The sequence below is a fragment of the Nocardia sp. NPDC058114 genome (assembly GCF_042884695.1).
Classification (GTDB): domain Bacteria; phylum Actinomycetota; class Actinomycetes; order Mycobacteriales; family Mycobacteriaceae; genus Nocardia.
Window position 1 is genome coordinate 1,296,893 of sequence record NZ_JBHVTK010000001.1, and the last position, 18,552, is coordinate 1,315,444.

Below are 18,552 nucleotides of genomic sequence, written 5' to 3' on the forward strand. Positions count from 1 at the left end.
GTTTTGGCGAAGTGTGTCAATATTCAGTGAGACCTCACCGAAAACAGGAGAAACAGTATGGATTTCGTCAACTCGTCCGCGATCGTCACCGGCGGTGCGTCGGGTCTCGGCTTGGCGACCGTGCAGGAACTGCACGCCAAGGGCGCCAAGGTCGTCATCGTCGACCTCCCCTCGTCCAACGGTGCGGCCATCGCCAAGGAACTGGGCGAGGGCGCGGCGTTCGCGGCCGCGGACGTGACCGACGAATCGGCGGTGGCCGCGGCCCTCGACGTCGCCGAGTCGCTGGCGCCGCTGCGGATCGCCGTGAACTGCGCCGGTATCGGCAACGCGATCAAGACGGTCGGCAAGAAGGGCGCGTTCCCGCTCGCCGATTTCACCAAGGTGATCAACGTCAACCTCGTCGGCACGTTCAACGTGATCCGGCTGGCCGCCGAGCGCATGTCGGGCACCGACCCGGTCGGTGAGGAGCGCGGCGTCATCATCAACACCGCCTCCGTCGCCGCCTACGACGGCCAGATCGGCCAGGCCGCCTACGCCGCGTCCAAGGGTGGCATCGTCGGCCTGACCCTGCCGATCGCGCGTGACCTGGCGAGCTTCAAGATCCGCGTCGTCACGATCGCGCCCGGCCTGTTCCGCACGCCGCTGTTCGAGACGCTGCCCGAGGAGGCGCTGCAGTCCCTCGGCGCGCAGGTGCCGCACCCCTCGCGCCTGGGGCAGCCCACCGAGTTCGCCGCGTTGGCCCGCCACATCGTGGAGAACCCGATGCTCAACGGCGAGACCATTCGCCTCGACGGCGCCATCCGGATGGCGCCGCGCTGAGTTGATCTGTGCGACAACATATCCGGCCGGGCGTGCTGCCCGGCCGGAGGTGTTGTCGGCACCGGCGTACCACTTGTGATCGTCGTCAAAATTCGGCACGGGCGACGGCAAAACTAGAACGTGTTCTAGTAGGCTTCTGCTATGGAACAACTCACCGGACTGGATGCCAGTTTCCTCTATCTGGAGACCGACACCCAGCATCTCCACGTCTGCGCACTGCTGATCCTCGACCCGGCCGACGGGCCCTACTCCTTCGGCGACCTCCGCGACGAGCTCCGCAAGCGGTTGCCCCTCATCCCGCATATGCGTCGCCGAATCCACTCGGTGCCGTTCAACCTCGATCATCCGCTGTGGGTCGACGACGCCGACTTCGACATCGACAACCACATCCGGCGCGTGGAATTGCCGGAGACGGGCGGTCTGGCCGCGCTGATCGGCGCCATCGCCAGTCGCCCGATGGACCGGAATCGGCCGCTGTGGGAGATGTCGGTGGTGGAAGGTCTCGACGACGGCAAGGTGGCCGTCGTCTGCAAGTACCATCACTCGGCCGTCGACGGCATCACCGGCACGAACATGATGATGCACCTGTGCGATCTGGAGCCGGGGACCAGCCGCCCGGAACCCGAGCCGTGGCAACCGGAACCGGTGCCCGGCGATCTGGAACTGGCGGCGCGGGCCGCGGTCCGCTTGCCCGCCAGGGCCGGCATGCTCGGCATGGTCCCCAAGACCCTCGGGATGGTCGCGGGCTTCGCCCGGCGGCGCCGCAACAATCAAGCGGGGATGGAACTTCCGTTCTCCGCGCCACGCACCCCGTTCAACCAGGCCGTCACCGCGGCGCGGTCGGTCTCGTTCACCAAGACCGACCTCGGCGCGATCAAGGAGATCAAGGCCGCGTTCGGGGTGAAGGTCAACGATGTGGTGCTGGCCGTCGTCGGCGGCGTGCTGCGCCGCTACCTGGAAGAACGAGGCGAGCTGCCCGATCGCTCCCTGATCGCGTCGGTGCCGGTCTCGGTGCACGAATCCACCCGGCACACCGAGGGGATCAACAAGGTCTCGACGCTGTTCTGCCGCCTCGGCACCGATGTCGCCGATCCGGTCGAGCGGCTGCGGGTGCTGGCCGTCGCGAACCGCGAAGCCAAGGCCGAACACGACATGATCGGCGCCGACTTCCTGCAGGACTGGTCGAAGTACGCCCCGCCCAACACGTTTCGGCTCGCCTCGCGCGTGTACTCGTCGCTGAAGCTGGCCGAACGACACCCGGTGGTGCACAACCTGGTGGTCTCGAATGTGCCGGGCCCGCCGATGCCGCTGTACTTCCTCGGCGTCCGGGTGGACGGGATGTTTCCGTTCGGTCCGGTCTTCCACGGTGCCGGGCTCACCGTCACCGTGCTGTCGAACTGCGGCGATCTCGATTTCGGCTTCATCGCCTGCCGCGACCTGGTTCCCGATGTCGACGCACTGGCCGAAGCCGTGCCCGCCGTGATCGAAGACCTGCTCGCCGCGGCGCGAGCCAAGGGCTGATCACCCGCTCGGGCCGATCGCCCTGTTCGCCACCGGCGTCGAACAGGGTCGTCACCTACAGCCGTGCCGCCACTGCCCGGCACGCGTCGGTCAGCGCCGCGACGAACCGGTCGGGCGCGACGGCGCACGCCGCGTGACCCGCCGCGAGCGGATGAATACTCGACCCCGGGACGGCGGCCGCGAGTTCGATCTGGCGGTACACCGGGATCGCCCGGTCTCTGGTCGTGATGACCACCGCGGTCGGCATCCGCAGCTCGGGTAGCCACTCGGTGGCGTCGAAGGTCCCGATCTCGGCCAGCACGGGGGCTAGCGCCCAGCCACTCGTACTGCGGAATTCGGCCACCGCCCAGCGGCGGAGCTGCCCCGGCACCAAGGCGGGCGGCAGATCCGGCAGGGTCCGCGTGAAGCGCCGGGCGCGGCGATACGGATAGTCGCCCAGTGCCTCGGCGACGGAAGCGAAACCGCGATGGAACGCCCGCTCGCGCCACTTCTCCTGGAAGCGATAGGGAGTCGCGCACAGGACCAGTCCCGCCACCCGGTCCGGGTACCGGCGTGCCGTGAGCAGCGAGACGATACCGCCGAGCGAATAGCCGACGCAGACAAAGCGATCCAGACCCAGCGCGTCGGCGACCGCGACCACATCGTCGGCGCAGTCGTCGATCCGGAACTGGGCCGACTGGATCCCGCGCCCGTGCCAGCGCTGATCGAACAGCACCACGCGATAGTGGGCGCTCAGCGACTCCAACGCGGGAAACCAGTTCAGTGCCGCCGTGCACGCGGTGCCGTGCAGCAGGATCAGCACCGGTGCGCCGGGTGGTCCGGGGAGGTCGACGACATAGGTCCGGCCACGTCCGGGAAGGTCGAGCATCCGCCCACCGGGGATCTCGTCCACGGCGGGCACGACGAACGGCCCTGTCCGCACCGATCGCGCAGCACCCACGGTGGCCTCCTCGGGCATTTCTAGAACTCGTTACAGTTCATGATGGCATATCGAGGCGACAGTGTCGGCGCGGCAGCGTCAGGCGAGGAAGCGCTGGAGTTCCTCGGTGACGAATCGAGGGTTCTCCTCGACGAGCCAATGTCCGGCGTGCGGCACGTCGACCGCCCGCACGATGTTGCTCAGGCGCGGGGAAACGGTGGCGCGGATCGCCTCGAGCTGCCCCTCGGCGGTCATGAGCAGAGTCGGGACTGGAGTCGGCGCGGTCGCCACAGTGTCGCGGACGTCCTGGTCGAGGGCGCGGTAGAGCTCGAAGCCGCCCGCGAGAGCCTCGGGCTTGCGGTAGGTGCGGGCGAACTCGTCGACCTCGGCGTCGGTGAACGGGGATCGATCCGAGGTGCCGCCGAACGCCGTGCCGCCGAAGGAGACCTGCGGGTAGAACAGCGCCAGGTACTCGCGAACATTGTCGCCGACAACAGCTTCGGGTACTCCCCGCTGGGAGTGCAACGCGATGTGCCAGCTCAGTGTGCGGTAGGTCGGTGCGTCGATCGCGGGCCCGGGCAGCGGGAGATCGAGGTAGCCGAGGCGGTCGGTATCGGCGGGGAACTGGGCGGCGTACGCGAAGGCGACGGCGGCGCCGAAGTCGTGTCCGACCACGCGCGCATCCCGCACGCCGAGCCGGTCGGCGATGAGGGTATGCACGTACCGCGCCAGCGTGGCCTTGTCGTAGGCGGTCGGTGAACCGGTGCTGTCACCGAGCCCGGGCAGGTCGACGGCGTAGACGGTGTGGTTCTCGGCGAGGGCGGGCATGATCGGCCACCAGCCGTACCAGGTCTGCGGCCACCCGTGGATCAGCACCACCGGTGTGCCGCTGCCGCCGGTCACATAGTGCATCCGGACACCGTCGACGTCGGCGAACTCGTGCCGGAATGTCTTGTCGAACACGGGGTCGCCCGCCGTCGCGGCGGCGTGGGGTGCGATGTCGGAGGCGGCCGGGGAACAGGCTGCGGCACACATCGTGAGCAGGAATGCGAGCGCGAAAGCCGCTGCCGCGCAGGCAGATCGACCGACGCTGTGTGGTCGGGAGGTGGAGATCATCTGTTCCTTGTCCGGGTGAGATCAGCGGCCGGTGGCGCCGTCGATCAGTTCGCGGAGGATGTCGGCGTGGCCTGCGTGGCGCCCGGTTTCCTCGATCATGTGGGCGAGTGCCCAGCGCACGCTGGGAGCGCGGCGTCCCGGTCGCGGTCGCGGCAGCGGGGCACCGAGATCGGTGCAGCCGTCGAGTATCTCGTTCGCTTGCTCGACCGCGGCCCGGTAGCGGGCGACGACGTCGGCGACAGGGGCAGACGCCGGGGCGTGGAAGGTCGCCTGCCAGTCGGTCACGGTGTCCCCGAGGAACATCGAGCGTTCGACGAAGGTGAGGTGCTCGAGGAGGCCGAGCAGGTTGGTGCCCGATGCCACCGCGGCCGTGCGTACTCGAGGTTCGGGCGCGCCGTCCACCTTCGCGACGATCGAAGTCCGCAGATAATCGAGGAATCCGCGCAGGACCTCGATCTCCGCGCTTCCCGTCCGTGGGGGCGGGGTGTCTCGGCGGTGGGCGCGACGCGGTGTGCTGGGCACGGTGGTCACCTTCCTTCGTCGCGAAACGTCAGGCGCTGCGGTGGATGAGCAGGCGCGCCCAGTTTCGCTGAGGCCACCACGATCTGGCACGCGAAATTGCGGGTTCGGCAAAAAGGTCGGTCAGCGGACTCGCTGCGCGTCCCGGATCGTGGTCGCCAGGCGTTCCAGCAGGGGAGCGGTGGCGGTATGGGAGAAGCGGAAGATCGGCGACCAGGGCGCGACCTGGCCGGCCAGCACCGCGGGCAGGCTGCGCCAGACCGGCCGGTCGGCGAGCGCGGCCGGCTGCAGGCCGGAGGTTCGGTCGTCGAGCAGGATCAGGTCGGCGCGATAGCGGTCGGCCGTCTCCCAGCTCAGTGATTGGAAGTAGCCGCCGGGATCGACCTGGTCGGGAACGACGAATTCGACCCCGAGTTCGGTGAAGTAGCTCAGATCGGCCGAGGCGCGCGGGTCGGAGGCGTAGAAGAGTTCGGGGGTTGCCGAGGCGGCGAGCACGCGCAGGCCGGGGCGCACCGCCACGGCGTCGCGCACCGCCTGGGACGCGGCGGCGAAGCGCTGCTCCGCGGCCGCGACCGCCGGGGTGGCGGTCTCGGCGCCGAGCGCCGCGGCCAGGGCGCGATAGCGCGCGATGATGTCGGGGAGCCGCTGACCGGCGATCTGCACGGCGACCACATTCGGGTTCGCCGACTCGATCTTGGACAGGTTGTCGTCGGGGACATACCAGAGTCGGCCCGGCACATAGGAATCGGTGACGAGCAGATCGGGCTCGAGCGTCGCGTACTTCTCGATGTCGAACTGCCCCCAGGCGTCACCGACGACGGTCACCGAGTCCGGATCGAGGTCGCCCAACATATCTCGGTCATGCGCTTCGCCGAAAATGCCCACGATGGACTCGCGTACCCCGTAATCGACCAGCGCGCCCGCCGAGCCGGTGAACGCGACCACCCGGTGCGGCGTCCCCTCCGTCCGCAGGGTGCCGCCACGACCATCGGGAAACTGCCAGCTCCCGGTGCTGTCGCGTCCGTTGTCGGCGTTGGCCCCGCAGGCCGCAAGACTCGCGCTCACCCCGACCGCCCCCGCTACCGCGAAGAATCGGCGCCGGGTGAGGGCACGGTCGGGTCGATCCTGTTTCGCGATCACGATTCTCCTCCGCACGTGGCAATCGGTTCGCGATCACTAGACCACACTCAATAAGGCAAGGCAAACCTTACTATCGACCGGCGGATTCAGCCGTGCCAGCGGCGGTAGACCTCGACGGCGCCGGGGTGCAGCGGGACGGTCCCGGTGCCGATCAGGAATCGGCCGTCGAGGAACTGGGTGCCCGCGGCCTCGGCGGGGACGAGCGCGTCCGCGTGGCGGACCAGCAGGTCGACGATGGTGGCCGCTGTCTCGTCGGGCAGGGTCGCGGCGGCCAGGAGAAGGTTGGCGACGCCGATCGTGTGCACCGCCGGGCTACCCGGATAGGCGTCGGCGGGAATGGCGACCCGGTCGTAGACGGGGCCGTATCGCTCTCGCAGGGGAGCGGCGAGGGCGCCGAGGTCGATCAGGCGCAGGGGATCGGGCACGGCGAGTGCGGCGGTGGGCACGCCACCGGCCCACAGCAACGCGTCGATGTCGCCGTCGGTCAACCGTTGCGCGGCCTCGCGCAGCGGTCGATGCTCGACCACGACGTCGACGCTCGGATCCAGCCCGGCCGTTGTCAGCAGTCGCTGACCGGTGACCGCGGCGCCCGAGCCCGCGGCACCGAGATTGACTCGGCGTCCGCGCAGGTCGGCGACCTCGTTGATCGGATCATCGGTGCGGACCGCCAGCTGGAGATAGTTCTCGTAGACGCGACCGAGCGCCACCACACGCCCGCCGAAATCGCTCGCCGAGTCCGCCAGCGCCAGTGCGGTGTCGACGTCGCCGTCGGCGACCATCCGCAGATTCTGTTGCGAACCAGCGGTTTCCACCGGTTCGATGCGGAGAGTGTCGGTGTCGTCAGCGGCCGCGGCGGCCAGCAGTCGCGCGAAGGCGTAGTAGAAGCCCCCGTCCTCGCCCGAGGCCAGCCGCACCATTGTCCGGTCGTTCGTGCCGCACCCGGCCACGCCCGCCGATACAAGTGCGGCCAAGGCCAGCATTCGGCGACGTGACATCGGCGATCCACCACTCATCGCGCCACCTCGGGTATCCGGACCGTCACGGCGAGCCCGTGCGGGTGCACCGCCTCGACCGTCAACCTCGCGCCCCATGCCGTGGCCAGTGCCTGCGCGATCGACAGCCCCAGCCCCGTTCCGCCCGCGGCCGCGGCGGAACCGCGGAAGAACCGCGCCGTGAGTTTGTCGAGTTCGTCCGGCGCGACGCCCGGCCCGTCGTCGGCGACCTGGACCCTCACCCAGCCCGGTTCGTCGCTCACCCCGACGACCGTGTGCGCGCCGGATCCCGCGTACCGGCACGAATTGCTCAGTGCCACATCGAGAATCTGGGCCAGCGCCGCCGAGCTGATCGCCGCCGCGCTGTGGCTGCCGGAATCCTCACCGCTGTCCGGCGGCGCAGGGCTGACCGATCCGTCGGGTCGGCGTGCCGTGGTCAACCGCATCCCCGCGTCGTCGAACGCCGACCCCCATGCGTCGATTCGGTCGGCCACGACCTGTGCCGGATCGCACCGCTCGTCGGCGGATGCCGCAGTGCCGAAGGACGCGGGTGCTTGCGCCACGGCCAGCTCCAGCAGATCGTCGAGGAGCGCGGTCAGCCGTTCCACTTCCGCGGTCGCACCGCGGAAAGTCGCCGACGCCTGGCCGGGGACCGCGTACTCCAGCGAGTCGAGACGAATCATCAAGGCGGCGAGCGGGTTTCGCATGGCATGCGCGGTATCGGCGACGAGCTGGTGTTGCGCGTCGGCGGAATCGGCGACGGCGGTGGCCATGGCGTCGACGGATTCGGCGAGATCACGGACCTCCGGTGGGCCACCGTAATTTCTGGTGATCGGGGCGCGGCCGCGTGGTTTCGGCAGTGTCGCGGTGAGTTCGGCGACCGCGTCCGACATCGCGGCCAGCGGGCGCAGCACCCATCGGCTCAGGACCAGTGCCAACAGCACGAAGACCACCATCGCGCCGAGCGCGCCCACCGCGATCACCGCCCACACCCGGGCGATCGTCGCGCGCGCCGCGGCGGTCGACGCCTCGATCACGACGGCCCCGTTGACCTGCACGCCCGTGCCGACGGGCCGGGCGATGAGCATGACCGGGGCGCTCCACGGCGTCAGCCGATCCACCTGCTGCGGTCGCTGGTTGCGGCGAGCCGCGGCCACCGCGGCCCGGATCCGCACATCGCTCACCTCGACCCCGGCGTTGACGATCGGTGCCCCGCGAGCATCCACGACCAGCACGTTCTCCCCGTACAGCTCGTGATAGCGGCCGACCTCGTCGGCGAGTGCCTGCACCCCGCCGGCCGACCCCGCCGCGTCGGCGAGGGTCGCGAAGCGGTCGGCGTCACCGGATCGGCCGAGCACCAGCTCCTGGGTTCGGCTGGTGGCGGCGGTCAGCGACAGCGGAATCGCGAAGGCCAGCACCGCGAGCGCCGCGAAGACGGTGAGCGCGATCAGCAGTCTGCGGCGCATGCCGGTCCTCGGGCACTCACTCGCCCCACCGATACCCGTAGCCGCGAATGGTGGTGATCAGCCCGGGCCGGTTCAGTTTGGCGCGCAGCCCGGTCATGTGGACATCGAGCGAGCGCGAGACCGCGACGAACGCATCGCCCCAGATGCGGTCCATCAGCTGCTGCCTGCTCACCGCGGCGCCCGGCCGTTCCACCAGAACCTCGACGAGCTCGAATTCCTTCTGGGTGAGCGCGATCGGAGTACCGGCCACCTCGACGACCCGCGCATGCAGATCCACCCGGACATCACCGGTGACGACTTCGGTCCTGGCCCGCGTGGCGACGGCCGCGGCCCGGCGCAGTACGGTCTCGAGCCGCGCCATCAGTTCGGCGATCCGCGGGGGCTTGACCACGTAGTCGTCCGCTCCGCCACGCAAGCCGCGCACGATGGAGCGTTCGTCGCTGCGGGCGGTCAGGATCAATACCGGGATCGTGCTGACCTCACGCAGCTGACGCAGGACCTGCAACCCGTCGGCATCGGGCAGCCCGAGGTCGAGGAGCACGGCGTCGAAGTCACGGTGGGCGATGAGCAGGTCGGCGCCACGGCGCATGCGCTCGGCCCGGTAGCCGCGCGCGGTGAGCGCCTCTACCAGGGCGTCGCCCACTCCGTCGTCGTCCTCGACCACCGCAAGCCGCACGCGCCGATCCTCCCATAGCGGCAGGACCGGCGCGTGTTCCGGACGGTCAGCCACGCACGGCGGCCATCGCCCGTTCCGGCTCGACCGCATCGGCATCGATGGTCGACTCGGCCGACGTTTCCCGCATGAAGTAGTAGGTGATCAGCGAGATCGCGATACATCCGGCGACGTAGAAGAAGTAGAGCGACTCGAGGCCTGCCTTCTTCAACGCCAGCGCGATCATCTCCGCGGTACCACCGAAGATCGCGACGGTCAGCGCGTACGGCAGCCCGACGCCGAGCGCGCGGATCTTGGTGGGGAACAGCTCGGCCTTCACGATCGAATTGATCGAGGTGTAGCCGGTGACGATCACCAGCGCGGACATCATCAGGCCGAAGGCCGCGAGTGGGTTGGAGGTGTGCGCGAGCGCCGTCATGATCGGCACCGTCAGCACCGTGCCGGCGACACCGAAGAAGATGAGCAGTTTGCGGCGGCCGATCCGGTCGGACAGACCGCCCGCGATCGGCTGGAGCACCACGAAGACCAGGAGCGCGACGAAGTTGATCCAGGCCACGGTGTCCTTGGAGATGCCCGAGGTATTGATCATGAACTTCTGCATGTAGGTCGTGTAGGTGTAGAACGCCACCGTGCCGCCCAGCGTCAGGCCGACTACCAGCAGGCATTCGCGGGGGTACTGCAGCAGGACCCGCAGCGAACCGCGCGAGTTGCTCGCGGCCGCCTTGCCGGTCTCGGCGGTCTTCTCCATGGCCTTGAACGAGTCCGACTCGTCCATGCCGCGTCGCAGCAGCATCACCACGATCGCGCCACCGGAACCGATCAGGAACGGGATGCGCCAGCCCCAGCTGTACATCTGCTCGGACGAGAGCATCTGCTGCAGGATGATCTGCACGCCCAGGGCGACGAGCTGGCCCGCGACCAGTGTCACGTACTGGAAGCTCGAGTAGAACCCGCGCCGGCCCGGGGACGCGACCTCGGACAGATACGTTGCGCTGGTGGCGTATTCACCGCCGACCGACAGTCCTTGCAGCAGTCGCGCCATGAGCAGCAACACCGGCGCCGCGATACCGATGGTCTGGAATCCGGGCGTCACCGCGATCATCAGCGAACCCGCGGCCATCACCGTCACCGACAGAGTGAGGGCGGCGCGCCGGCCGAACCGGTCGGCGTAGCGCCCGAGCGCCCAGCCGCCGATCGGGCGCATGATGAACCCGACCGCGAATACCGCCGCCGTCGACAGCAGTTGCGCCGTGGGGTCGCCGTCCGGGAAGAACGCCTTCGCGAAGTACACGCTGAACGCGGCGTAGACGTACCAGTCGTACCACTCGACGAGATTGCCGATCGAGCCGCGCAGCACGTTCGCCACGACTCGCCGTTCACCACCGGCCTGTGTCGTTGTCACCTTGGACCCTCCTCTATCGGCGCGGCATTGCGCCGTCGGAGACCACTGTGTCGGCGCTCACATGCCGAAAGGAAGCAGCACGGGCGGTTCCTAACCTTCCCTTAGGACGATCCCCGATGACGGCCATATCGGGCAGCACCGCACCCGCCCCGTCGTCGGCGAGGAAATCCGTCATCCGGCGCTGCATTTCCGTTGTGCCAGAACTGAATGCGTTACTTCGCGGCGTCGTCGGTGAGCTCGGTGACGATCTCGGCGATCCGGGTGGCGCGGGCGTCGGTCGGCACCGGCAGTACTGCGCCGCGACGTCCGACGGACTCCGGCGGAATCGCTCAGGAGGCGGTCGGGGTCGCCGTCCGGTCCTGCTCGGCGAAGCAGTCGGCGAGGAACGCGAATCCGGCCCGGGCGAATTGCGGTGCCGCGGTGAAGTGGCCACCGAATCGGATCCGATGTTCGCTGACCTCGACGCCGAGTTCGCGCCACCGCTGGGTGAGCAGCTCGGTCTGTCGGTAGGGAACCACCCGGTCGCGGGGGCCGTGCCCGACGAGCACCGGCGCTGTCGGCGGTAGGTATCCGAGGCTGACCTCACGCATTCGCTCGAGCCACACCGGATCCTCGAACGGGTCGGTGCGGAGATAGACGGTCCGCGACTTCGGGATGACGAACCCGACCGCGGCGAGCGCCAGTGGATGCAGTCGACGAATCACCGGCAGCGTGAACTTGCCCGCGGCGTTGAGATTTCGGCGCAGATCCAGGTTGTCGAAACTGGCTTCCAGCCCCATCGCCGAGTACACCAGCAGGAACAAGCCCGCGGTGCGATCGAGGCTCGCACCCATTTCGGCGAGGTCGGCGGGTGGTGCGCCGACAGCGACACCGGCCAACGGCAGATCCGGAGCGTAGAGCGACTGGATCTGCGCGGCCCAGGCAGCGGTGTTGCCGCCCTCGGAGTAGCCGTAGATCCCGTACTGGCTGATCTGCGCCGATCGGGTGGTGAGCAGGTACCGCGCGGCACGCATGACGTCGAGCAAGGCGCGGCTGTTGGCCGGACCGATCACATAGGGATGAGTTCCCTCGGTTCCCAGCCCGGGGTAGTCCGTGACCGCCACCACCCAGCCGCGGGCCAACGCGGCGGCGATGAACACTCCTTCGTATTCCAGCCCGCGTTCGAGTAGCCGCGACACCGCTGCCGAACGTGCCATTCCCTGCGTGCCCGGAGCGAACCCGACCAGTGGCAGCGGTCCCGAGATATCGCGGGGAATCAGAATTGCTCCCGAGACCGTGATCGGCTTTCCGGCAAGGTCGGTGGAACGGTACAACACGCGATACGTGTCGGCCCGCACCGTGATTCCCGGGGCGATCCGTGCGGTCATCGGTCTGATTCGCAGAATTTCCCCGGCGGCGGCTCTGCTCACGGTCGATTCCGGGAGGGGCTGATAAAACCTTGTGCGCCGGCACGACATCATCGGATCAACCCCGTGCCGTGGGGTGCGGCGATCCGGTCGAACGTCAGTACGCCGTCTAGGAGTTCGCCTTTGCCGAGTAGGGCGCGATCGCGGTAGTAGTTGTTGACCACCTTCCAGGGAGAGCGCCGCCCCTGTCGCGGCATGACACCGTCGCCGCGCTGGATGTAGCCGGAGGTCAGGTCACCACCCATCACGGACTCTTCGGCGATGTCGTCGGCACCCGCTCGCACCGAGAACCGGGAGTATCCGCTGTCGCGCATGGTGTTGAGGACCCGGCAGAAATAGGTGGCGGCGAGGTCGGCCTTGAGCGTCCACGACGCGTTGGTGTAGCCGAGAATGATCATGGCATTGGGGACCCCGGAGATCAGGACACCCTTGTAGAGCACCGAACCGTGGGGGTCCACCGGTACGCCGTCCACTACGAGTTCGGCGCCGCCGACGATCTGCACGTTCAGGCCGGTGGCGGTGACGATGATGTCGGCCTCGAGCTCCTGGCCCGACTCGGTCAGCACGCCCTTCTCGGTGAACTTCGCGATGCGGTCGGTGACGATATCGGCCTTGCCGCTTTTCAGCGCCTTGAACAGGTCACCGTTGGGCACCACGCACAGACGCTGATCCCACGGGTTGTAACCGGGCGTGAAGTGCCGCATGTCGATCTTGTCGCCCACTTGCAGTCTGACCTGGTTCAAGAACACCTTCTTGGCCAGCTCGGGATTGGTGCGCGAGAGCTGGAAACTGGCGCGCTGCAACGCGATATTGCGGGCACGGCCGATCCGATAGGCGATCTTCTCCGGCACACGGGCTTTGCGCATCGTGATCGCGACGGGATCATTCGAGGGCAGCGTCTGGATGTAGGTGGGCGAGCGCTGCAGCATGGTGATGTGCTCGACGGCGTCGGCCATCGCGGGGATCAGGGTGATCGCGGTGGCACCCGAACCGATCACCACGACCTTCTTGCCCTGGTAGTCGAGGTCCTCGGGCCAATGCTGCGGGTGCACGATCTGGCCGGTGAAGTCCGCGGCCCCGGGGAACGTCGGCTGATAGCCCTTGTCGTAGTCGTAGTAGCCGGTGGCGCCGACCAGGAAATTCGCCGACCAGATCTCGATCTCGCCGGTGCGCTCGTTGTGGACTTCGCCCGTCCACAGTCCGGTGGTGCTGTCGAAGGAGGCGCGAATTCCTCTGCGGCCGAAGTGGATATGTTCCAGCACGCCGTACTCGCGGGCGGTGTCTTCGATGTAGTTCCGGATGCTCGGCCCGTCGGCCAGGATCTTGGTGCCGATCCACGGGCGGAACCCGAAACCGAAGGTCAACATGTCCGAGTCGGACCGGATGCCCGGATACTTGAACAGATCCCAGGTACCGCCGACGTTGTCGCGACGTTCGATGATCGCGAAGCTGCGGCCGGTCCGCTCGCGAACGAGCTGACAGGCAGTGCCGATGCCGGAGAGGCCGGCGCCGATGATCAGTACGTCGACGTGTCGTGTCGTCATGACAGAGTTCCATCCTGGTGAGCGATCAGGTAGTCGCGGTCGTCGGGTTCGGTGAGCAGGGTGGTCATCGTCTTGCGGTCGAAAGGCCACAGGTCGATGGTGTTTTCCTCGGTGAAGTACCAGGAGTTGCACCCGGTGTTCCACACGGTCGGGCCCATGGCGTCCGCGACGGAGTCGTTGAACCGGACGGTGGCCTCCTCGGTCACCTCCACGGTGTCGAACTCGTTGTCGCGGAAGCGTTTCAGCCACTGCGTGATGTAGCGGGCAGTCAGTTCCGCGGAGTACTGCAGCGAGATCGATCCGGTGGGCGAGTTCGGGCCGAGCACGGTGAACAAGTTCGGGAAACCGGGGATCGCGGTCATCCGGTAGGCGCGTGGCCCCTTCGCCCAGGCCTCGTCGATGCTCAGTCCGTCGCGGCCACGCAGGTTCATCGGGCGCATGTAGTTGTGTGGGTGGAAGCCGGTCGCGAAGACGATCACGTCGAGATCGTGGTGGGTGCCGTCGGCGGTGCGGATTCCGGTTTCGGTGATCTCGCTGATCGCGTCGGTCACCAACGCCGCGTTGCCGGCGCCGATCGCGCGGTGATAGGTGCCGGAGAGGACCTGCCGTTTGCAGAACGGCTCGTAGTCGGGAGTCAACGCCGCTCGTAGCTGTGGATCGCGCACCTGGGTGGTCAGCGACCACCGGGCGAACTGCTGCGCGGCGCGGCGTCGCCATGTCGGTTTCAACGCGATATCGGCGAGGATGCCCGAGCTCCACAACAGCGTGGAGTAGAGGCGCTGGTGCGCGGCGGGCGCGGCGGCGAGCAGCTCGGCCAGCAGCCGCGGCTGGGGCAGACCCATCGGAGCCCAGAGCACCCATTGGGGTGTGCGGGCGAACTGGGTCAACTTCGCGGCTCGCGGTTGCAGCGCGGAGACCACCTGAACGCCGGTGGACCCGCTGCCGATCACCGCGATGCGCTTGCCTGCGGTCTCGATCGCGTCGTCCCACCGGGCGGTATGGACCACCGCACCGGTGAACCGGTCGATTCCCGGGATATCGGGGGTGAAGGGGTGGTGCAGCACGCCGGTGGCGGCGATGACGAAGTCCGCCGTGATCTCTCGGCCGCCCGCGAGGGTGACGGTCCACCCGTCGGCGCCGTGAACGGCCTCGGTGACCTCACTGTTCAGTGCGAGATGATCGGTCAGACCGAACTGCTCGACCACATCGCGGTGGTAGCGCTGGATCTCGCCACCGGTGGCCCAGATCTGTGACCAGTCGGGTTTGGGTGCGAAGCCGAACTGATAGATCTGCGACGGAACATCGCAGGTCAGTCCGGGGTAGCGGTTCCAATGCCAGACCCCGCCGACATCGGAGCCCTTCTCCACGATCACGAAGTTCTCGAAGCCGGCCTGCTTGAAGATCACGCCGGCGGTGATCCCGGCGACGCCGGCGCCGATGATGACGATCTTCGGGTCACGCATGACGAACTCCCTTGTCCTGTCTCCATGCCTGGACTGACACATCATTCTACTTACGGAATGAAGTGTCACTCAACTTTGACGGAGGCTATCATCACAGGCGTGGTCGGACCAGAGGCACTCGGAGACAGACGCGCTCAGCGAGCGGAACGCATGCGCGAGGAAACACGCCGCGACATCATCGACGCCGCCTTCGACTGTTTCGCGACGAGCGGCTACCACGACACCTCGATCGCCGACATCGCCACGCGGCTGGGGATCGGCCACGGCACCTTCTACCGGTATTTCCAGAACAAGCGCGACATCATCGACCACGTCGTGGACGACCTGTTCGGTCGCGTGCTGGAAGCCTTGGCGACCGACAACGCCCCCGCCGCCGCGGAAACCCTCGACGACTACCGCGCCCAGGTCGGCCGCATCGCCGACGGACTGACCGGCATCCTGTACTCCGACCCGCGCATTCCCCGGTTCCTGTTCACCGGGACGGTCGGTGTCGACGCCGAGCTGAACAAACGAATGTTCAGCGTGCTCGACTCCGCCAACGCTCTCACCGCCGGCTATCTCGAACACGGGATCGAACGCGGGTACCTGCGCGCCGATCTCGATGTCGACCACACGGCGCAGGCTGTGATGGGCATGCTGCTGGCCGGGGTCATCGCCTGCGCCAGAGATGCCGGGGAACGGGGCAGCGCGGACGACAGTGGGCCGCCCGAACAGCAACGAGAGCTCAGTATCGCGATACAGCGGCTGATGTTCGACGGAATCGCCCGCTGACTCACCGCTCGCGCAGAATCCACCGATTCTTGCCCAGCGCTTTGGCCTGGTAGAGGCAGTCGTCAGCCTCGGCGAGCAGTTCGGAAACGCGTCTGCCGGTCAGCGGCGTCACCACCGCGCCGATGCTGACCGATACCGATATCGGCCCGTCGGGCAGGGCGAACGGATCGATCACCGCGGCGTGGAGCAGATCGATGGTCTTGCGCGCTCGGTCGACCGCGGACGGGGGGAGTACCACGATGAACTCGTCCCCGCCGAGGCGAGCGAGCAGCTCCTCATCGGTGCTCAAGCATCGCCGCAGGCGTTCGGCGAGCTCGACGAGGATCTGATCGCCCACGGCATGTCCGTAGGTATCGTTGACCGCTTTGAACCCGTCGACGTCGAGTGCGCACACCGCCGCGCACTGTCCGGGGTGGGCGTCGCCGACGAGCGAGTGCAGCTCGGTGTGCAGGCCGCGCCGGTTGGTCAGGCCGGTGAGCGGGTCGTGGTGGGCCTGCCAGTGCAGGCGTTGCGCGGCGGTGTGCTGTTCGGTGAGGTCCTGGCCGAAGCCGAGCAGATAAGCCCGTTCGCCGTCGGCCGAGACACACTGGGTGATCGTCCAGCCGACCCATCTGGTGGTTCCGTCGGGGCGAGGCTGTTCGCTTTCGAACCGCACGGCCCCCGAATCGTTGCCGGCGAGTTCGGCGAAGATGCGCCGGCGCTCGACGTCGGCGGTGTCGCCGGCCAGGTCGAAGCCGTCGAGTCCCCGTAGCTGGTCGAGCGAGTACCCCACCAGGCGTTCGAAGGCCGGATTGGCGTCGATGATGCGGCCTCGGGCGTCGCCGATGGACATGGCCACCGACGCGTGGCGGAACGCGATCTCGAAGCCGTCGGCGGCGTGCGCGGTCACCGACTCGGAGGTGAGACTGCGCCCGACGCCGAGGCCGAACCGCGAGGCCAGGCTCGTCAGAACCTCGGGTGGCGCTCCGGCGTGCCGGCAGACCTCACGCAGGGTCGGCAGCGAGGCGTCGATGACAGCGGGGGAGCGGAAACCGAGATCGGCGACGGCGATCCCGAGGTTTTCGCCGATGGCGGGATCCCACGCGGGGTTGGCCAGCGCGACCAGCACTCGGGCCAGGAGATCTTCGAGGACGTCGACGAGCTCGTCTTCGCCGCGTACCGGGATGTTCACCGCAGCCAGGCGCGCGGCCCATTGCCGGGCGAATCGTCGAGCGGGCACCGTCGATGACACCTCCGTAGACTCCGATATCTCCTTCGAGCAGTAAAGCAAGGATCGCCTCACCGCATGCGAACATCGGATCAGCCGGGCGTCATCGTGTGCAGCGGACATCGGTTCGGGTGGCGGGCTCGCGGGTTCGTCACCGGCCCGTGGTGGTCGGTGGAGCAGGGCTGGTGGGCGCGGTCGTCGCGCCGGTGTTCGGCGCGGCCGGGCTGCCCGGCACCGCCTCGTTCCCGTAGAAGGTCGGCAGCATGCCCTTGACCAGCACCAGTGCCGACCCTTCGCCCGACGGCACCGTCGCGAGGTTCGTGGCGACCACGATCGTGAGGTCGGACTCCGGGTCATGGCCCATGAAGGTCATGTACCCCGGAATCTGACCGTCGTGTCCGAACAGATGCAACCCGAATCGGACGATGCCGAGACCGTATCCGGCGACATCGGGGGCGGCCGGATCGATCGGCTGGATGCTGTCCATCCGCACTCGCTGCATCTGCTCGTCCAGCAGGTCGCCCTCGACGAGTGCCCGCACGTACGTGGCCACATCACCGACCGTCGAGATCGCGGCACCCGCGGTCCACGTCCACGACGGGCTCTCGTCGGTCGCGTTGTTGGGTTGCAGCGTGCCCGCGAGCGCGGCGGCCTGCTGCTCGGGCGGCAGGGCGAAGGTGTCGATGGTGGAGACATTGGTGCCGAACGCGTACCCCTGAGGGTGCGGATCGGGGATCGAGTGGTCCGCCGCCGCGGGCAGCGAGGTGTGCTTCAGGCCGAGTGGTTCGAAGATCCGCTGCTGGAAATTCTCGGCGGCCGTCATCTTCGTGATCTTCTCGATGACCAGGCCGAGCAGGATGATGTTGGTATTGCTGTAATCGAATTTCTCCCCCGGTGCGAAGTTGACCGGATGGGAGAAGGCGATGGCGAGCAACTCCTCGGGCGTCCACACCTTGTTCGGGTCACTGTCGAGCATGGCATTGAACTGTGGGTCGAACGTGTAACTGTAGAGCCCGCTTCGCATTTCGGAGAGCTGGGCGATGGTGATCTCGTCGCCGTTCGGCACATCCGGCCAATATTTGGCAATCGGGTCCTCGAGTGCGAGTTTTCCCTCCTGTACCAACTGCAGAATGACGGTCGACGTCATGGTTTTGGTGTTGCTGGCGATGCGGAAATAGTCGTCCACCGACATGGGGTCGTCGGCCCCGATGACCCGGGTGCCGAATGTCTCGGTCCAATCGCCCTGCTTCGGCGATTTGACGACCACGACAGCGCCGGGAATGACGTTGTCCTTCATGAGCTGGGTGATCACCGGCCTGAGGGTGGTGGCGTAGGCGGGCTCGGCCTGCGCGCCGGCCGACGTGCTGGTGGCATCGCCGCCGGAATCCGACGATGTCGCGCAGCCCGTGGCAATGAACAAACTCGCGGTCGCGACAAACACTGCGAAACTCGTCCGGTGTCCCATGATTCTCCGATCAGCGTGTGCTCGAAGGGGTGATGTCGCGCTGTGTAACGCAACTCTGCTCCCTGTGCGCCGAGGAATCAATCAGCAACCCGGTAACAGTGGAATGGCGAGCCGAGAGCTCGCCATTTC

The 18,552-nt window shown here is 67.7% G+C and carries 16 protein-coding genes; 3 read left to right on the forward strand and 13 right to left on the reverse strand.

The window, feature by feature from the left end; genetic code table 11:
• Positions 1-57: 57 nt before the first annotated feature.
• Positions 58-819, forward strand: a complete 762-nt coding sequence (locus ACFVVI_RS05945; RefSeq protein WP_378987645.1) for a 3-hydroxyacyl-CoA dehydrogenase — start codon at positions 58-60, stop codon at positions 817-819.
• Between the two features lie 141 nt (positions 820-960).
• The gene (locus tag ACFVVI_RS05950) at positions 961-2,340 is read left to right on the forward strand and encodes a wax ester/triacylglycerol synthase family O-acyltransferase (protein ID WP_387443535.1); all 1,380 of its coding nucleotides are present in this window, start codon (positions 961-963) and stop codon (positions 2,338-2,340) included.
• 55 nt (positions 2,341-2,395) lie between these two features.
• Here the strand turns inward: ACFVVI_RS05950 and ACFVVI_RS05955 are convergent, their stop codons facing one another.
• The 11 genes from ACFVVI_RS05955 to ACFVVI_RS06005 all read right to left on the reverse strand — a co-directional run bounded on the left by ACFVVI_RS05955 (position 2,396) and on the right by ACFVVI_RS06005 (position 14,980).
• Positions 2,396-3,280: an alpha/beta fold hydrolase gene (locus ACFVVI_RS05955; protein WP_378987639.1), complete on the reverse strand. Its 885-nt coding sequence runs from the start codon at positions 3,278-3,280 to the stop codon at positions 2,396-2,398.
• A 78-nt stretch (positions 3,281-3,358) separates the two neighbouring features.
• Positions 3,359-4,375, reverse strand: a complete 1,017-nt coding sequence (locus ACFVVI_RS05960; RefSeq protein WP_387443538.1) for an alpha/beta fold hydrolase — start codon at positions 4,373-4,375, stop codon at positions 3,359-3,361.
• 21 nt (positions 4,376-4,396) lie between these two features.
• A complete protein-coding gene (locus ACFVVI_RS05965; RefSeq protein WP_387443539.1) occupies positions 4,397-4,897 on the reverse strand; it encodes a DinB family protein in 501 nt (166 codons plus the stop codon).
• A gap of 120 nt (positions 4,898-5,017) precedes the next feature.
• On the reverse strand, positions 5,018-6,034 hold the full coding sequence (locus ACFVVI_RS05970; protein WP_387443541.1) for an ABC transporter substrate-binding protein: 1,017 nt from the start codon (positions 6,032-6,034) through the stop codon (positions 5,018-5,020).
• 86 nt (positions 6,035-6,120) lie between these two features.
• The gene (locus ACFVVI_RS05975) at positions 6,121-7,047 is read right to left on the reverse strand and encodes a TAXI family TRAP transporter solute-binding subunit (protein ID WP_387443543.1); all 927 of its coding nucleotides are present in this window, start codon (positions 7,045-7,047) and stop codon (positions 6,121-6,123) included.
• Positions 7,044-8,492, reverse strand: coding sequence for a sensor histidine kinase (locus ACFVVI_RS05980; protein WP_387443545.1), 1,449 nt, complete (start codon positions 8,490-8,492; stop codon positions 7,044-7,046). The genes ACFVVI_RS05975 and ACFVVI_RS05980 overlap by 4 nt, the downstream gene beginning before the upstream one ends.
• A 16-nt stretch (positions 8,493-8,508) precedes the next feature.
• A complete protein-coding gene (locus ACFVVI_RS05985; protein ID WP_387443547.1) occupies positions 8,509-9,168 on the reverse strand; it encodes a response regulator transcription factor in 660 nt (219 codons plus the stop codon).
• A gap of 46 nt (positions 9,169-9,214) precedes the next feature.
• Entirely contained in the window at positions 9,215-10,567 is a 1,353-nt protein-coding gene (locus ACFVVI_RS05990) for an MFS transporter (protein ID WP_387443549.1), read from the reverse strand.
• Between the two features lie 329 nt (positions 10,568-10,896).
• Positions 10,897-11,934 (reverse strand): lipase family protein, encoded by a 1,038-nt coding sequence (locus tag ACFVVI_RS05995; RefSeq protein WP_387443552.1) that lies wholly within the window; start codon positions 11,932-11,934, stop codon positions 10,897-10,899.
• Positions 11,935-12,023: 89 nt separating this feature from the next.
• On the reverse strand, positions 12,024-13,517 hold the full coding sequence (locus ACFVVI_RS06000) for a flavin-containing monooxygenase (protein ID WP_387443554.1): 1,494 nt from the start codon (positions 13,515-13,517) through the stop codon (positions 12,024-12,026).
• Entirely contained in the window at positions 13,514-14,980 is a 1,467-nt protein-coding gene (locus ACFVVI_RS06005) for a flavin-containing monooxygenase (protein WP_379316767.1), read from the reverse strand. Before ACFVVI_RS06005 ends, ACFVVI_RS06000 begins: the two co-directional genes overlap by 4 nt.
• 150 nt (positions 14,981-15,130) lie before the next feature.
• Here ACFVVI_RS06005 and ACFVVI_RS06010 point away from each other — a divergent pair, with 150 nt between their 5' ends.
• Entirely contained in the window at positions 15,131-15,751 is a 621-nt protein-coding gene (locus ACFVVI_RS06010; RefSeq protein ID WP_378987606.1) for a TetR/AcrR family transcriptional regulator, read from the forward strand.
• A 1-nt stretch (position 15,752) separates the two neighbouring features.
• On the opposite strand, the gene ACFVVI_RS06015 is transcribed toward ACFVVI_RS06010, so the two are convergent.
• Positions 15,753-16,970: a diguanylate cyclase domain-containing protein gene (locus tag ACFVVI_RS06015; RefSeq protein ID WP_387443556.1), complete on the reverse strand. Its 1,218-nt coding sequence runs from the start codon at positions 16,968-16,970 to the stop codon at positions 15,753-15,755.
• 139 nt (positions 16,971-17,109) lie between these two features.
• Positions 17,110-18,399: a serine hydrolase domain-containing protein gene (locus tag ACFVVI_RS06020; RefSeq protein ID WP_387443558.1), complete on the reverse strand. Its 1,290-nt coding sequence runs from the start codon at positions 18,397-18,399 to the stop codon at positions 17,110-17,112.
• Positions 18,400-18,552 lie beyond the last annotated feature (153 nt).

What these genes read in the sequence shown, in the direction of transcription:
- ACFVVI_RS05945 (WP_378987645.1), top strand. Translation starts at nt 58, where the DNA reads ATGGATTTCGTCAACTCGTCCGCGATCGTCACCGGCGGTGCGTCGGGT.
- ACFVVI_RS05950 (WP_387443535.1), top strand. Translation starts at nt 961, where the DNA reads ATGGAACAACTCACCGGACTGGATGCCAGTTTCCTCTATCTGGAGACC.
- ACFVVI_RS05960 (WP_387443538.1), bottom strand. Translation starts at nt 4,375, where the DNA reads ATGATCTCCACCTCCCGACCACACAGCGTCGGTCGATCTGCCTGCGCG.
- ACFVVI_RS05975 (WP_387443543.1), bottom strand. Translation starts at nt 7,047, where the DNA reads ATGAGTGGTGGATCGCCGATGTCACGTCGCCGAATGCTGGCCTTGGCC.
- ACFVVI_RS05980 (WP_387443545.1), bottom strand. Translation starts at nt 8,492, where the DNA reads ATGCGCCGCAGACTGCTGATCGCGCTCACCGTCTTCGCGGCGCTCGCG.
- ACFVVI_RS05995 (WP_387443552.1), bottom strand. Translation starts at nt 11,934, where the DNA reads ATGACCGCACGGATCGCCCCGGGAATCACGGTGCGGGCCGACACGTAT.
- ACFVVI_RS06000 (WP_387443554.1), bottom strand. Translation starts at nt 13,517, where the DNA reads ATGACGACACGACACGTCGACGTACTGATCATCGGCGCCGGCCTCTCC.
- ACFVVI_RS06005 (WP_379316767.1), bottom strand. Translation starts at nt 14,980, where the DNA reads ATGCGTGACCCGAAGATCGTCATCATCGGCGCCGGCGTCGCCGGGATC.
- ACFVVI_RS06010 (WP_378987606.1), top strand. Translation starts at nt 15,131, where the DNA reads ATGCGCGAGGAAACACGCCGCGACATCATCGACGCCGCCTTCGACTGT.